11 protein-coding genes and 1 pseudogene are annotated in these 16,922 nt (G+C 38.3%); 8 read left to right on the plus strand and 4 right to left on the minus strand.

What is annotated here, in order from left to right; all coding sequences use genetic code 11:
• Both G3A46_RS14240 and G3A46_RS00005 read right to left on the minus strand, forming a co-directional pair.
• Positions 1-205, minus strand: a 205-nt coding sequence (locus G3A46_RS14240) for a hypothetical protein (RefSeq protein ID WP_206735932.1), incomplete at its 3' end; no start/stop codon positions are given.
• A gap of 10 nt (positions 206-215) precedes the next feature.
• Positions 216-3,743: a hypothetical protein gene (locus G3A46_RS00005; RefSeq protein WP_165144465.1), complete on the minus strand. Its 3,528-nt coding sequence runs from the start codon at positions 3,741-3,743 to the stop codon at positions 216-218.
• Positions 3,744-4,099: 356 nt separating this feature from the next.
• Here G3A46_RS00005 and G3A46_RS14575 point away from each other — a divergent pair.
• The 6 genes and pseudogenes from G3A46_RS14575 to G3A46_RS00030 all read left to right on the plus strand — a co-directional run.
• Positions 4,100-4,180, plus strand: a pseudogene (locus tag G3A46_RS14575) (prepilin-type N-terminal cleavage/methylation domain-containing protein); the annotation flags it as partial.
• 15 nt (positions 4,181-4,195) lie between these two features.
• A complete protein-coding gene (locus G3A46_RS00010; protein ID WP_347237685.1) occupies positions 4,196-4,501 on the plus strand; it encodes a hypothetical protein in 306 nt (101 codons plus the stop codon).
• 490 nt (positions 4,502-4,991) lie between these two features.
• Complete coding sequence (locus tag G3A46_RS00015; RefSeq protein WP_165144471.1) at positions 4,992-6,392, plus strand: GspE/PulE family protein; 1,401 nt, start codon at positions 4,992-4,994, stop codon at positions 6,390-6,392.
• 9 nt (positions 6,393-6,401) lie between these two features.
• Complete coding sequence (locus G3A46_RS00020) at positions 6,402-8,531, plus strand: type II and III secretion system protein (protein WP_165144474.1); 2,130 nt, start codon at positions 6,402-6,404, stop codon at positions 8,529-8,531.
• Complete coding sequence (locus tag G3A46_RS00025; RefSeq protein ID WP_165144477.1) at positions 8,531-9,742, plus strand: hypothetical protein; 1,212 nt, start codon at positions 8,531-8,533, stop codon at positions 9,740-9,742. Before G3A46_RS00020 ends, G3A46_RS00025 begins: the two co-directional genes overlap by 1 nt.
• On the plus strand, positions 9,726-10,244 hold the full coding sequence (locus G3A46_RS00030) for a hypothetical protein (RefSeq protein ID WP_165144480.1): 519 nt from the start codon (positions 9,726-9,728) through the stop codon (positions 10,242-10,244). The genes G3A46_RS00025 and G3A46_RS00030 overlap by 17 nt, the downstream gene beginning before the upstream one ends.
• A gap of 636 nt (positions 10,245-10,880) precedes the next feature.
• On the opposite strand, the gene G3A46_RS00035 is transcribed toward G3A46_RS00030, so the two are convergent.
• Positions 10,881-11,447: a hypothetical protein gene (locus G3A46_RS00035; protein ID WP_165144483.1), complete on the minus strand. Its 567-nt coding sequence runs from the start codon at positions 11,445-11,447 to the stop codon at positions 10,881-10,883.
• Between the two features lie 227 nt (positions 11,448-11,674).
• Positions 11,675-11,929 carry a helix-turn-helix transcriptional regulator gene (locus G3A46_RS00040; protein ID WP_165144486.1) on the minus strand — a complete coding sequence of 85 codons (255 nt, stop codon included), beginning with the start codon at positions 11,927-11,929 and terminating at the stop codon, positions 11,675-11,677.
• A 530-nt stretch (positions 11,930-12,459) separates the two neighbouring features.
• Between G3A46_RS00040 and G3A46_RS00045 the strand changes: the two genes are divergently transcribed.
• On the plus strand, positions 12,460-15,444 hold the full coding sequence (locus G3A46_RS00045) for a SusC/RagA family TonB-linked outer membrane protein (protein ID WP_165144489.1): 2,985 nt from the start codon (positions 12,460-12,462) through the stop codon (positions 15,442-15,444).
• An 18-nt stretch (positions 15,445-15,462) separates the two neighbouring features.
• Positions 15,463-16,857, plus strand: coding sequence for a RagB/SusD family nutrient uptake outer membrane protein (locus tag G3A46_RS00050; RefSeq protein WP_165144492.1), 1,395 nt, complete (start codon positions 15,463-15,465; stop codon positions 16,855-16,857).
• Positions 16,858-16,922 lie beyond the last annotated feature (65 nt).

The following is a 16,922-nucleotide window of genomic DNA, read 5'->3' on the forward strand; positions in this document are numbered from 1 at the left end:
CGTCGTAATAAACGATGTTCTCTATCTTCTTGTCGTTGTTTGAAGGGGAATTTGCCGCGTTGATAGCCACAACCTGTGCTTCGTTAAGTTCGGTCTGGTAGCTTATCTGCCGGACGTAGTTCTGGTCCTGGGTGGGGCTGGTCTGCCCGAGGGCCACCAACGGAAACAAAAAGAGAAATAGCAGGGTGTACAAAAAATATCTCATATTTGGATGGTTAGTCGTTTATATAGTGGTACTGGTTCTCGCTCAGGACGTTATTGTCCATATCTTTTACGTACTTGAGCCTCCCAAAATCATCGTAGAAATAGCTCATTCTGTATCCCTTTGGATCGGTGACGGTACTAAGGCCGACAAGCGGTAAATATGTAAAGGTGGTCACCTGCGAGTCCTGGACTATCGCAAGGTTCCGTAACTGTTGGAGGTATCCTAGAAGTGTACCCTCGTTCGACGTGCCCTCAATATCGGAGACCAGTTGTGACGGTATTTGAGAGTGCGCCAGATTCTCAATCTTGGCGACAAGATGTTGACCTCCATAGCCCCATATATAAGCCGTGTGTGTACCCCCGACAATCGAAACATCGATAGGATTTCCGTGGACGTCATAGTCGTTGTATACCACACGAGTTTCTAGGTCATTTTCACCCTTTGCCGTCAGAATTGTCCGTGGCAATATCTTTCCGCTTCCCGCGCTAAAGGTTGTCTTGGTTTTGGAAAGTAAACTTTCCTGGTTATTTTCTACAATATAACTTTCCTCGATCATCGGTGAGGCAAAACGGTTATGGTACATCAGGGTATCTGCAAAAGACTCTACTCCTATAAGATCATAGGGATAGTAAAACTTTTGCCTTATTTTTTTATCATCTTCCACGATTGTCTCGACACTCGTTGGTTGGAAATAATCATCATTATCATAAAAATAATGAATTTTCTTTTCTATATATTCTTCTGGATTATTATGAATGTAGGTTCTTTCGCCTTGATAATCCTGCACCAAATGTCCGTACTGTAGTTCATAGAAGTCCTCTCCTATATACTGGCCACCATTGTTGACAAAGTCCAATGCAGACATATTCTCTTCAATTGTAAATGTATAAGGCAGGCTAATGGTTGGCGGCAATATTGCATAGTGGTAGGTAGATGGATCTTGGTGGTCGATCGGAACGAACAAATCATCAAATCCGCGGGAAATAAATTTCTTGGAGGGTATCTCTGTGTTTACCTCCTGCCCATACCTCCAATCCTCGATAAATGGGATCATCGGGTTTCTGTAGATATATGGAAGATCATAATATCGAAATGTACTTACTGTGGAAAGTTTTCTGGTACTGGAGTTATAGTCCACTATATCCTCAGAGACTCTGGTATAATTGACATTGCCGGCATTTGTTGTTATCAGCGGTACGGCCGAGAGAGATGACTCCACAATTCTTGAATGGTCCCCAGAGATAAAATATGGCGTTCTTAATACACGCCCACTTGTCCTGATAGAATCCTCCATCACATAATTAAATTCCCTTCTCTTGGCAATGGCATTCTCCGATGTAAAGTCTTCTATCTTCTTTATTCGCATCCCGCCTATGGGAATTTCAACTACCCTGTAATCATCGTAGAATTTTACATCCTCCTTGGCCTTTCGGATAGTTATGTTGAATATAGCAAGATCGTTTTCAATATCAAATTCATCATAAATATTCAAATTATCATTATAACCGGCAATATGAAAGTCAAAAACATAAACTCCTATTGGAAAATCATCACCCTTGGTATCTTCGGTATTGATTGCATTTCTGAAAAGTTGAAAATTTGTATCAAAAGTGAGGTTACTTAAATCTATTTGGCTCTCGTCTTCATAAAGTTCGGGATCTAGGGTTGTTTTTCTAGCTGTAACCCAAAGTGAGCATTCACCTACCTGAGGTAAATTATTCTCTCCTACAACACATATTGTTTGTCCATTTGATGTTGACTGTTCAATTGCAAAATTAAAATTGGCAACCCTTTGATTCATTTCAGAATAATATATAAACGTTCTCTTATTAAGTATTAAAGGTTTACTGAATGTGTATACGAAATCACAGAAAGATTGAAGGTTATATTCAGAACCATCAGATATGGTATATTCATCTATTTGAGAATTGAAGTTTAACACCTTCTCATCCGAGGGAATAAGCCTGAATCCGAATGCATTGCCACAAACGGTGGTAGCCCAATTCCCTTCATAGGTAAATTCTTTGTGACCGCCCGTGGGAAAGTACATTTTTTTAAGCAACCCTGTTATCGCATATTCCGGTTCCACGTGGCGGTAGGGGGTATTGGTGTAACGGGATGTATAATCAAATAGCAACGTATTGTTGTTGGCCCCATTATAATAACCCCAAAAATCTTGTGCATAGGAATTTCGATGCGGGAGCTTGTATTCATTATAGTATTCAAAGCTATACTTGCGGGTATCGTTTGAACTTCCCAAGGCATCAAAGACCTCCACTTCGTCCAAGAACATATGCTTCATATATGGGTCATAAGCAGTTGGATTATTTGGGTGGTACAATGTATTCCAAATCGGTGTCGGCTTGACCTCTCCACCACAGCCAAAAATTATATTTGAGGGATAACTATCAGCCATTGTATAGGAGTATTTAAGGTCAAACTTTTTCTTGAGTACATTACCTGGTGCTTCCACCAAAATTTCACTCAAAAACCTACCCTCAGGATAATCATCCCTTTGGCCTCCCTTGTTGAAAACTATTGCGCCAAATGATCCGCTAATGCTGTTGAGCTCGGTATATCTTCCCCTAACTCCAACATAGGTTGTCTTTATGTTATTCATCTCATCGGTCATGGTTCGGGACTGACCGGAGAAACTGCATTCTTCGTAATCATTGGCCGAATCATCATAATAGCTGAAATTGATTACGTTTCCATTATAGGTAGTTATTCTTGAAAGGTTCCAAGTCTGTGTATAGTAATTAAGATTGGGGTTGAGAGGTTCCACTGGATAGTCCTGTGGGAGATTTCCCATTGACTCTATAGTATATCCTTTGTTGGAAGTGAGCGTGTTGCCTTCCTCGAACTCAAATTTATTGCCCTGAGTATCATAGATGGTCCAGGCGATTATATTTTTTTGGGCATTGAAAATGGGTGTTATCTTGTCGTTGGAAATTGGAAAAGATTTTACCTGACCAGGTTCATTAGCCCCATGTATTTGATTAAACATAAACTTTCCGGAAGTGCCAGGAACATTATAAGTGAAGATATCGGGCTCGAAATCCAGAGTATGGTTTCTTATTCTAGTATTTGTATAGTCTGTACAATCCGGATGTGGCGGGTTATATGTCATACACTTATCATAAATCTCACTAGTAGTGATTGAAGTCCACATATACCCATATTGGTTATCATCAGGCAAATGGCGGACGGTCCGGGTAATACTCCCCCCTGCTATAAGGCTCCAGCCATGCCCTGTCCAAGGGGCAATCTCATTGACGCGTATCCCCGAGGAATTATAGCTAAGCGCGACTGGAATGTTGATGCCATCCACCGAAATAGTATGGATAGGTACCCCGATCTGTGGGACGCCTGAATTTTTGGAGACAGGAGCCTCCTCATATTTTAAAAGGGACGCAGTATTCGGAGCCTGAGGGACTACAGGAAGATAGGAGTCCATATTGGTAATGGGATTCTGGGAATTACATAGGAATACAGCAAAGAATATAGCGATATGGGGTAGTAAATATTTTCTTTTCATTAGTGGCTTTTTTAGTTTTTATAACAAAAGTTAACTCCCAGACATGTAGCGTCCAGAATAAAATCGAAAATTTTAATTAATTCGGGGATAAATCCAAATATATAAATTTTTAGATTTTATTAACAAATAAAAGAAGATTTTTTCAATGAAATGCATCCTAATAAATAATGTAGATTTTTGTTCAAAATTTCAATTTAAGATACAAATATCTGTATTTAAACTGTTTATAAAATTTTTCTTTCTTTTTAGGAGCCATTTCAATTTTTAAATTTTTTTCGAAAGAATTTTTAGTTATGAAAATTTTAATACTTTATTATATATTTGGATATTATTGAATCAGTAAGATGTAATTTGAGATGAAATTTAAAAAAGTAAAAGCCTTTACCCTAAACGAAATGCTAATGGTATTGGCTATTATTGGCATTCTTTTGCTATTGGCCCTTCCTACATTTATGCCCCTCATTTCGAAGACGAAGGCACAAGAGGCAAAAATTCAGTTGAAATACATAGCCAATCTTCAGACCCAATATCGTTACCTCAATTCGAAATACACTATGGAATTTAACGAACTTGATTTTGAGGCTCCAAAAACAGTGAATGAGGGAGGAACAGCAAATTACAGATATGAAATCATTGAAGCTTCTACCGGGAACTTTAGGGTGCGAGCAGAGGCAGTTGTAGATTTTGACGGAGACGGGGTATTCAATGTTTGGGAAATCGATGAGAACGGCAACCCAAAGGAAGTGATAAAAGACTGATGCTTGTTGCGATCAAAATTTTATTGTTTCTTTCCCTTATGTTTATATTTTTTCAGGATTATAGAGACAGAAAAGTATATGTTTTTCTGTTTCCGCTTTTTGGAATTTTAGGCACTTATGTGTTTTTTTTAAATTCAGCGCTTGAGTATTATATATTTTCTATTTGTATAAATTTTGGGGTTGTTTTAATTGTAGTTTTGATGAATTACCTGATTGCAAAGTTGGTTTTAAAGAAAAATCTTTTAAAAGAAGCTATGGGTTTGGGTGACATTCTTTTCTTTATCGCATTCGCCTTTTGTTTTCCTACGGTAACTTTTATAAATCTATTTGTTTTCTCAATTTTGTTTACATTCGTTCTTCACTGGACCCTAACCAAGCTGTTGAAGAATAAAACCAGTGACGTTCCCTTAGCCGGCTATATGTCTCTTTTTTTAATATCTATTTATTTGGTAAGTTGGCTTAACCTTTATGATTCCTTATACCTACTGTAATGAAACAATTTGAAATACCCGTTGCTTTAAAACAGCTGATCACACCCAATCAAGCATTTCACTATCGAATTGTTCCGGTAGAACAAAAGGAGGGTGTTGTGATTTTAAAGACGGACAACCCTCAAATAAAGACATTGGCATCGGAATTGGAAGTCCTGTTAAATTTCAAAATATGTCTAGCCAGCGAATCCAGTGAAATCATTCAGTCTTATCTCACTTACAATTATCGGCAGGTCACTGCTGAATCCCAAGAACTGCATGTTTCCAATTTTTTGGAACATTTGCTACAGACCGCCAAAGATTTCAATAGTAGTGATATCCATCTGGAGACGTATGAAGAACATTGTAGAGTACGCTTTAGGTTGGACGGTAAACTAAAGGAACAGTACACCATTCCAATGGTCGAATATCCGCAGCTCATAAACCAGATAAAAATACAGGCAGGGCTTGATATCTCACAGAAACGTTTATCTCAAGATGGACGGATTACGGTTAAGGCGGCCTCCGATGATTTTGATATCCGTGTCTCCACAATGCCCACGCTCTATGGCGAAAAAGTGGTACTACGTATCCTAAAGCGTGATGCACAGGCCGTGGAACTAAAGGAGCTCGGTTTCAATCCACGGGAACTGAAACTTTATTTGGAAGGTGTAAAGATGCCCAATGGAATTGTACTTATCTCAGGTCCAACAGGTTCGGGAAAAACAACCACCCTATACGGAACTCTAAAACTTTTGAACAAGGAAGAGACAAATATCCTTACTATAGAGGATCCTATTGAATATACCCTTGACGGAATAAACCAAGTGCAGCTGAAAGAGGATATTGGTTTTGACTTCCCCACTGCCCTGCGCACATTTTTACGTCAGGATCCGGATATTATTATGGTTGGTGAAATACGGGACGAAAAAACGGCCAATATGGCCATCAAGGCAGCCCTAACCGGACATTTGGTTCTATCCACCATCCATACAAATTCCGCTTGGGCTACTATTTCAAGATTGATAGATATGGGGGTACCTCCTTATCTTTTAGCCACCACCCTTAATATGAGCGTGGCGCAACGCTTGGTTCGAAAATTATGTATGCAATGCAAAAAGGAGGGTGTGTTATCGGAAGAATTGTTCCCTGAAAGTTTTTCGGAAACCTCTTCCATTAAAAAACATTATGAAGCAGTAGGCTGCAACCACTGTTACTATACTGGCTATGACGGCAGGAAAGCGGTATATGAGATCATCCCAATCAATAAAGAATTGGAAACCGCGATCAAGCACAACGAATTACAAATAGATGATTATCTTGCAAGCCATAATCTGAACACGCTCAAAACAAATGCCATTGAAATGATAAACAAGGGTGATACATCCATTGATGAGGCCTATTCACTATTGGCAAACTGACACATAAATATGAGGAAGATACTGTTAAGCCTACTGTTACTGTTTTTGTTTTTTGGGACTGGTTTTGCCCAGGACGAAAGCCGCATCAATTCGATACGGAACCAGTTTGAAATATTAAAATTGGATGCCCCTGGTCTTGAGGAAACTATAAATATCAATATTACACAGACAACCTTGTCTAACTTTTTGCTCGCCATTGCCAAGGTTCACAGTTTGAACATAAATGTTTCCCCAGAATTGAGCTCAATTTCTATCGTCAACAACTTTTCCAATGTTATGGTCGGGGATGTATTGATATTCCTTGTCAAGGAATATCAACTGGACATCGATTTTACAGGGAACATTTTATCAATCAAAAAATATGTCGAGCCTCAAAAGGAGGTAAGAGAAAAAGAAATCAATGCCTCCTATTCTTTGGCAAATGGAAATCTAAGCCTCGATCTCAAGAATGACAGACTGGATAAGGTCTTTAGAAAAATTATGGACATTTCTGGAAAGAACTTGTTGTATTCCCCTGAAATAGAATCAAATCCGCTTTCCATTTACATAAAAGATGTTCCATTTGATCTTGCAATGGAAAAACTTGCCGAATCCAACAACCTACTCTTCTCAAAATCACGGGACGGTTTTTATGTTTTTGATTCGGCTTTTGTGATCTCAAAAAGTGACAATCCTTCCTCTGGAACCAGCAGACCTGTTCGCAGGGGCAAAACCAATTTTTATTATCAGATTACCGATACATTGCAAAGAAAAGTATCCGTCGATCTTCAGAATACCCCCATTACCGATGTGATATATACCATTGGGGATGATCTTCAATTGGATATTTTCACTGCTTCGCCTCTGGACAATGCAGGAGTGGCTACCGTAAAGGCAGAGAATATTTCGTTTGATCTTTTATTGGACAAAATTTTTGAGAGCTCTTTGAGTTCGCAAAAAGGTGGTCAGGGAGGAGATGAAAGAAAAAACAACGAACAAAATTTTACATATACCAAAGATGGGGACATCTATTATTTCGGAACGGAAAACCAACTGTCCCTAAAGCAAACGGAACTCGTCTCGATGATGTACCGTTCCGTTCAATTACTCTCAAATCCCTCAGGAAATGTTCAGCGCAGGGCATCTAGAAATTCGAGTGGGGTTAACTCAAACACTTATTATGATTCCAATCCACAAAACAACCAAAACCAAACACAAAATTATAGAAGTAACGATAGAAGAGGTAACACTGGCAGCAGTAGCTCAAGTTTTTCTTCCATTGAGGATATTTTGCCTGAGGATATCAAGAGTGGTATCGACATAAAAATTGATGCGGAGCTCAATAGTTTTATCGTCAGTGGCCCTGGTATAAAAGTGGAAAAGTTCAAGGATTTTATAAAGTATATTGATAAACCTGTTCCAGTAATCCTGATAGAAGTGATGATATTGGAGGTAAACCGGAGCGCCATTGTGGAAACGGGGATATCTTTTGGTCTGGGTGAAAAACCTACTACTACTCAGGGCGGAATATTCCCTTCCACCGATTTACGCCTGGATGCTAACAGGGTCAATAAAATTATAGGGGGCTTTAATGGTTTTGGCTCATTAAACCTTGGGAAGGTACTGCCAGAATTTTATCTGGATATAAAGGCGATGGAAAGCAATGGAAAGATAAAAGTGCTCTCTACCCCGAAATTGAGTACCCTCAATGGACACAAGGCATATCTCTCCAGTGGCCAGACCACCTATTATGCAGTGACCACCCAAAGTTTTTATGGATCGCAAATTCCTCAAACTTCAGAGATAAAAAATTATGTTCCCATTGATGCAGAGCTTGCTCTTGAGATTATGCCCATCGTTGCGGGAGATGGTGAAATAACCCTAGATATTCAAGTGATACAGTCTACTTTTAATGGGGAGCGGATTGCCGAAGATGCCCCACCGGGAATCAACAGTAGGGAATTTTCTTCTATTATCCGTATGCGCGATCAAGACGTAGCCATTCTTGGTGGTATTGAGGAAGTGCGCAAAGACGATTCAGGATCAGGAGTGCCATTGTTGGCACGTATCCCTATCATCAAATGGTTTTTTAGTAAAAAGAGACGGGAGGACAGCAATCGGAAATTGAGCATTCTTATAAAACCTACCGTAATCTACTGATGCTTACAAAACTGAGATCATATTGGGACTACGGAAATACCTTTTGCGGTATCGAAATCACCATTGTTGAAGGTAAAGAAAAACTATTTGGAGTTACGGCAAAAAAGAAGCAGGGAGAATTTACCGATCTAGAATTTTTGCAGTTCCCTTCGTTAAAAGATGTAGATAAGAATCTTTCCGTTCAGCGACATTGCTTCCTAGCAATAAATTCTGATAAGGTTCTTATTAAGTCTGTTCCCAGTCAAGAGAATGACCCTAAAACTGTTTCAAATGCATTCCCTGGACTGTCGCTTACAGATTTTTATTATGAGATATTAAAAACTCCCAAAAACAGCATCGTAGCTATATGCAGAAAGGATTATGTCCATAACATCCTAAAAGAACTTGAACAACAAAAAATAAATGTTTTGGGCTTTCATTTGGGAATTACTTCCCTACAATCATTGGCATCTTTGTTCAAAAAGGAAAAAGTTAATCTCCCCCGCTTCCTCATTAGTGTTGAAGAAAAAAATATTATGAATATTGTTTCAAATGAGAATTATAGCGAGACAATATACGAACTTGAGGATATTAAAGTAGCTTCCGAATTTTTAGTATCGCTCGCAATACTGTTTAGATATACTGGTGCGAATACCAACTCCTCAAATAATTTTGGGGAAGAAAACAAGAACCTCTTCAGACTACATCAAGAAAAAGTATTTTTCAAAAATGGAATGTTTTTGGGAATTGGGCTGTTACTAGTTTCATTATTGGTCAATACATTTTTTTTCAATTCATATTTCAAAAAAGAACAACAGCTGAATGAAGAATTGGTGTTTATGGAATCACAGCAAGTGGGAATGAAAAGCAAGCTGGAAAGGGTAAACCAAAAAGAGAAGCTTGTTGACCATATACTCAATAGCGGTTCGTCCAGAAGCTCTTATTATCTTAATTCCGTTGTCGCCCTAAAGCCATCAAGTATTGGCTTTTCCGATATTCAATATCACCCCTTAAACAGATCTATTAGACCAGATAAACAAATTGAATATTCTCAAAACAATATGATTGTGTCTGGAGAAAGTAAGGACAAACCTGATTTTTCAAAATGGATTGTTAACTTGGAAAATCTGGATTGGGTTGAAAAAGTTAGTGTTTTACATTATGGGAATTTGAGTAAAGGCATAAATTCCTTTTCCATAACGATTGCAATAAAAAATGAATCCAAGAACTAAAAATATCATTCTATTATTAGGGTTTTGTACCTCGATGGCCATTGCCTATAAACTGGCATTTTCCAAAACTTTTGCTATAAAGGAAAGGATAAATAATATGGAGATGAAAACCAAGTCATTTAACAGTACTGCTTTAATTGCCGTCAATCTTGAACAACGCGCGCAATTCGTGGATTCTATATTAAGCTTCAACAATATGAAAGGAAATTCGGTTCAGAATAACTTATTAGAGTTTTTAAACTCGAAATCTGAATCAGTTGGATTTACTATTTCCGATTTTAAGGAACCGCACACCTTTTCACGGGATGGTGCTACCACTACCTCGTATAGATTTACGTTGGAAGGAAGCTATGAAAAGATTGAACAAGTTCTATATAGATTGGAACAGGAATATAATTTTGGCAAAATTGCCCATGTCCACTTTGAGAGAAAAAAGGATTTCAGGAAAGGCAAGGATTATCTAGAGTGCTTTGTGATTGTGGAGAGCTTGGTTTCTGAGTGAACTCAATTTAAGAGACCTTTTCATTTAATCTAACTGGAACAGTAAAAAACATTTCCCTCATTCCTGATAGTGAAGGTTTTTACCGAGTGGATGTAAAGTTACCTTCAATATTAATAACCTCTTACAATAAAGAAATAGAATTTAAACAAAAAATGGACGGCACCGCAGAAATTATTACAGAAGATTTAAGGCTCATCGAACGCTTTTTCTATCAATTTAAAGAAGTACTTTCAAGGTGATTTCAACAATTGGATATTACGGTGATACTGACCATATAGACCTTTTATAACTACTCGTTTTAATATCCCATTCCACACCTTATTTTTCCAACATTGCCCTATAAAATAAGATTACATTACAATTTTAAAGTAAGATTATGCAAACAAACTTTAGTTTTTCCAAAGCAGAATTACATAAACACTATATAGAAGAAACGCGAACTCACCAATTACGGAAAACCATAAGAGTGGGCTTTTTAAATCGGGGAGAATACCAAATATAATGAATTAATAATTTAAATAGAAACAGGCATTTGCAATCGCGAAGAGAGAACTGCTCTATGAATACAAGTTTTTGTCGAAATTACTAAGAAAAATAAGTTTTTAACCTACATCTTTCTTAGCAATAGTTTTTACGCTAAAACTTTCTTACTAATTCTTCTGCTAAGAAATCAGGAATATTCTCATTTATGCTTAATAAATCCTTCTTTTCGACAAAGAACAGATTTTCTTTCATTGATTTTATTTTTGATATTATTTGCGGTTCAATTTGAAAGATTTGTTCGATTAAATTTAAAGCCTTAAGATAATCGGGACTAGAAACTATCCAGTTCCCGTAACCATTTAGTTTAGTATATTCAACTGCAAAATGAGTTGCTAAACCTTCTTCCAAGTAATTCGTATTTCCTCCTAAAACAGGATTTAAGCAATGTATAACTTCGTGCGCTAATTGATAAACGGCTCTATTCATATCATATAAGCAGTCTGCAGTCAATTGTATAATAATATTATTGGTTTCACCTGGAAACCATATTTGAGGGTGTTCCAATTGATTTATTTCGATACCGAGAATAGTAAATAATTTATCTCTTTCGCCATACCTTTCCTCTGCAGCCTTTAATATTCTACCTAATTTAGAAACAATTGTCCAAGAATGGCCATTGGGAATTGGTTGGCAAGTGAAGATTGAATTCCTATTTGTCATTTTAAAGTATTGTATTCAAAGTATTTTATCCAAACTATTATCAACATATTGATACTTTCAACTTTGTTGTCATTCACCCTTTCATAGTGTTGGCTAAGCACAAGTTAATAAAAATTTCTCCGTAAAATTCCAAATATAAAGCAAACGCATACTGACCATTTACGGAAAACCGCAAAATAGTGTATTTTATTTATGGAGAATAGCAGCTATAATTAAGAATTTCTTTTTCAATTATAATTCATTAATTCCGAAAATGATACTTCAAGAATTTGAGCAAGAACTAAAAGAGATTCAAACTGAGCATTAGTTTCTCCCCTTTCAATCTCTCCTAAAGTTTTTTTTGATAAATTGGAAGTTTTATCTGTAAGCTCCTGCTGTGAAATCGATCTATTCGGATAGTCTATACTTTTTAGCCTCCTTCTAAGCTTTCGTACGTGCTTGCCAAACTTCTTTTTTTCAAGGCTAAAATCTATTGTTTTCATAACAATAAATTTCTTTATTATTTAAAATTATTTTGGTAACCCATAGGTGACTATTTAAATTTTTATTATATTTGTCTTAATAACATATATTTGCGATTCTTCTAAGAGCAAAAATCTAGAAGCATTCGCTTTGAATCTCGCGCTGGAAAACTGGTAATTTTCATTTGGAACGAGACGATAAGCAGATTGCTCACGACCCGGGCGTGGGCTCTCTTATTGTTCCAAGGTATACCAGTACCGCCAGTGCAGTAAGTTGAGTTCCACGCCTTTTTGTATTGGGCTTGGTCGGTTTTTTCTTCTCAACTTTCTTTTAAAGCATCAGTTTCAGTTTTTGTTTAGTTAGGTTTTGCAATTGTATAGTATTGAGTATTGAGTAGTTAGTATTGAGAGTTTTCAACTCCTAATGAGGTTTCGACTGCGCTCAACCTGACATTCGTCTCAGTACAAAAAAATGACCCGCTCCCAGTTTTCAAGGACCACGGAGCAGGCCAGTAGTTAAAATAATATTTAAACTTAACTGATGCAAAATTATGAAAAATAATTACAGGCGCTACTATGCCCTGCCCTTATCTTTTGCCCTGCTATGGGCGCTTAGCACAACTCTAACTTCCCAAAATGGCTCCCCTCCAATCTCAGGCATTATTACGGATGCCAACGAGCCTTTGGGTGGCGTAAATATTCTAGTTAAAAACACCTCACGCGGTACGCAGAGTGATATGGATGGGCATTATGAAATATCTGCCCAAAGGTCGGATACGCTTGTTTTTAGCTATCTGGGTTTTAAGACGCAAGAAGTCGCGGTTGGTAGTGGCAATATACTGAATGTTACATTGCAACCTGATGCTACGGCGTTGGATCAGGTTGTTATTAATGCGGGGTATTATAATACCACAGACAAAAAGCGCACGGGAAGTATAGGTCGCGTAACTGCTGCTGAAATCGACAAACAGCCCATCAACAATCCACTAGAAGCGATACAGGGAAGGGTAACTGGAGTGGATGTAGTCCAAAATTCAGGAGTTCCAGGCGGCGGATTTAAAGTGCGTATTCGAGGTCAAAACAGTTTGATGGCGGGGAATGAACCGCTCTATATTATTGATGGGGTGCCTTATGATATAAAAACACTTGGTTCTTCTAACACTGCAGGAGGAATTATACCTGGGGCAGAGATTAGCGTACTAAATGCAATAAATCCAGAATCTATTGAATCAATTGAAATTCTTAAGGATGCAGATGCCACGGCAATTTATGGTTCCAGGGGCGCTAATGGGGTGGTGCTTATTACCACTAAAAGAGGTAAGGAAGGAAAGACCAAAATAACCGTAAGTAGCAGTACGGGAATTGCCCATATAAATCGAATGGCTAAACTTTTAAATACTGCGCAATATTTGGAGATGAGACGGGAAGCTTTCGCAAATGATGGTATCACCGAATATCCCGCCACTGCCTACGATGTAAATGGTACCTGGGATTTAAATCGCAATACTGATTGGCAAAAAGAACTTACAGGGAGGACTGTCAATGCCCGCAAAATATTCGCGCAGGCTTCTGGAGGGAATGCCGATACCCAGTTCCTACTTGGTGGGCAATATCAAGAAGAGACCACGGTGTTTGCAGGAAATTTCGCCTACGATAGGCTCAGTGTAAAAACGAACCTCAACCATCAAGGGAAGGATGAGCGATTCAAGATTGTTTTCAGCGCAGGCTATTCCCTTGAGGGAAATAATTTACCCAGTATAGATTTTACTTCCGATGCCTTACGTCTTGCCCCGAACGCACCTGCCTTATATGACGAAAATGGAAATCTAAATTGGGAAGATAGTACTTGGGCCAATCCTTTGGCAGCAGTGGAGAGTAAATACAGCCAAGACTCCAAAAATCTCATTTCAAATACAATAATTTCCTATTCCCTATTAGATAATTTTGAAATAAAGATTAACGCTGGATACGGGTTCACTCACTTGAGAAGCCAGACCACCACCCCGCATACTATATACGATCCGGCCTTTGGGCTGGATAGTGGATTTTCCTCTCTTATTACAACTGACGCAAGGCGGACCTATTGGATAACGGAGCCCCAAGTGAGATGGCATAAAAAAATAGGTGAAAATGTATGGGATATATTACTTGGCACTTCATTTCAAGAAACGGCAAATGAGCAAAACGGCGTGATGGGAATGGGATTTTCATCCAATAACTTCATTAACAACTTGAGTGCTGCCACTACCCATTTTATATTGGGTGAAAAGAAAACCGAATATAAATATCATTCCATTTTTGGCAGGATCAACTATGCCTATAGGAACCAGCTTTTTCTGAATGTGACGGGAAGACGGGATGGCTCCAGTAGATTTGGGCCAAGCAACAAATATGGCAATTTTGGAGCTGTTGGGGCGGCATGGATATTTACGGAAAGAAATAATTATTCCTGGATAAGTTTTGGAAAGTTACGAGGAAGTTACGGAATTACTGGAAATGACCAAATAGGTGATTATCAGTATTTGCAGACTTACACCATTCAGGATTATCCTTATGAGGGAAGTATAGGTCTGGTGCCCTCACGGCTTTACAATCCAAATTTTAAATGGGAAAAAATCCTCAAACGCGAAGCAGCTGTAGAGATGGATTTCTTTGATAAAAACATCTCATTTTCAGTAGCTTATTATAATAACACATCTTCAAATCAGCTAGTGAATTACGCCTTACCGGGAACAACGGGATTTACAAGTATCCAATCCAATCTAGGGGCGGAAGTTGAGAATTCCGGCCTTGAATTTAAATTAGAAGGGGTCTTGGCACATAGAAAGAATTTTTCCTGGGATAGTTCCATAAACCTTTCATTGCCTCGAAACAAGTTACTGGCCTTTCCTGGCCTTGAGAACTCAACATATGCAAATCGTTATGTTGTTGGTAAGCCACTAACCATAGTAAAGCTCTATGAACTGGAAGGCGTAAATCCTGAAACAGGGATTTTTAAATTTAAGGATTTTAATGGGGATGGCGTAATAAGTAGTGATAAAGACAGACAGTATATTGCGGACCTATCTCCTCAATATTTTGGAGGACTGTCAAATTCCATTACTTATAAAGCATGGTCCTTAGATTTTCTTTTACAATTTGCAAAGAAAAAAGGATATAACCAATATCGATATACAGACCCTGCCGGCACACTTTCCAATCAGCCCGTAAGCGTTTTGGATCGGTGGCAACAACCTGGAGATATTGCTGCAATGCAACGCTTTACTACGGGAGAGGATTATGAGGCGTATTTGGCTTATTCACGATTTACCCAAAGCAGTGGTACCATTTCGGACGCTTCGTTCATAAGGCTACGCTCTCTAGAAGTTGCCTATAGATTACTATTGGGAAATGAAGGTGGCGCTTCTTGCCGACTCTATCTCCAAGGGATAAATCTTTTAACATATAGCCGATTCGAAGGCGGGGATCCTGAACAAGCAAAAGGCTTTATTCCACCACTCCGAAGAATAACATTCGGAGCACAATTTCATTTATAAAATTAAATAGCTAAAGTGATGAAAAAAACAAGACAACATAGAATCAAAAAATATATTTACTTACTCCTTTGCACATTATTAATTTGTAGTTGTGAAGATTTTTTAGAAGTCGATGGGCCGTTAGGACAAATAGAAAGTTCGGAAGTATATGAAGATGAGACTACAGCCACTGCTGCCGTTATGACCCTATATGGAAAATTACGGGATGAAGTATTATTGACTGGGAGACCTGAGGGGGTGGGTACTTTAATGGGCATTTACGCAGATGAGTTGGATTTTTATGGATTTGGAGGAGAGCCCATGGATAGTTTTTACCAACATCAAGTATACTCCGATGATTTGATTGTAGAGAACCTTTGGAACGGATCATATTCCCTAATATATATGACAAACGCGACCTTGGCAGGCCTGGAAAATTCCAAAACCTTAAGTAATGCGACCAAGGCTCAACTGCGAGGGGAAGCAATGTTTATTCGTTCCTTAGCCTATTTTTATCTTGTGAATCTTTTCGGGGATATTCCCTATCCTACCGGTACCAAATATGAGACAAATCGAAATTTACCAAAAGTACCCGTCTCAAAGGTCTATGAAATGATAATAACTGATTTAAAAGAAGCAAAATCTTTGCTTAGCACAAATTACCTATTAGATGAACGAACACGGGCAAACCAAATGGTGGTAGCAGCACTGCTTGCACGGGTATATTTATATACAAAACAGTGGAGTTTGGCGGAAACGGAAGCGGGCACCTTGATAAATAATGTTTTTGTTTTTCGTTTGGAACCGGAGGTGAGCCAGGAATTTTTAAAAGAAAGTACCTCTACAATCTTACAATTACGGCCTAAGTATGATGGCGGAAATACCTTGGAGGCTTCAACCTTTCTTTTTACATCCGGGCCTCCCCCTCTGGTAGCGTTAAATCCAGAATTCATTGAGGGCATGGAGGAAGGAGATAACAGGAAAAACCAATGGATTGGAGCGGTTACGGATGGTACCGAAACATGGTATTTTCCCTACAAGTATAAATACAATAGCAATACTGGAACAAGCTTAGAATTCAGTAAAATTTTTCGAATATCGGAGCAATTTTTAATTCGTGCTGAGGCGCGAGGAAAACAGGGCAATCTTCTAGGCGCCCTGGAAGACCTTAATGTTATTCGCAACAGGGCGGGTTTACCTGATTCCGATGCAAACAGTGATAGTGGAATATTTGAGGCCATCATTAAGGAACGTTTTCACGAATTATTCTCTGAATTCGGGCATAGGTGGTTCGATATAAAAAGACTTAATCTGGCGAATGAAATCCTCGCACCTATCAAATCTGGTTGGAACCCTACGGATATATTGCTCCCAATTCCAGAGGCAGAACTTATGATGAATCCCAATCTAAATCCACAGAATTCCGGTTATTAAACTTTTATTATGAAACTAAAAAGAAATAGGGTTGCCAGAATGCTTCGGATCATTCTTGTAGCTGC

Source organism: Aequorivita sp. KMM 9714 (assembly GCF_011065475.1).
GTDB lineage: Bacteria > Bacteroidota > Bacteroidia > Flavobacteriales > Flavobacteriaceae > Aequorivita > Aequorivita sinensis.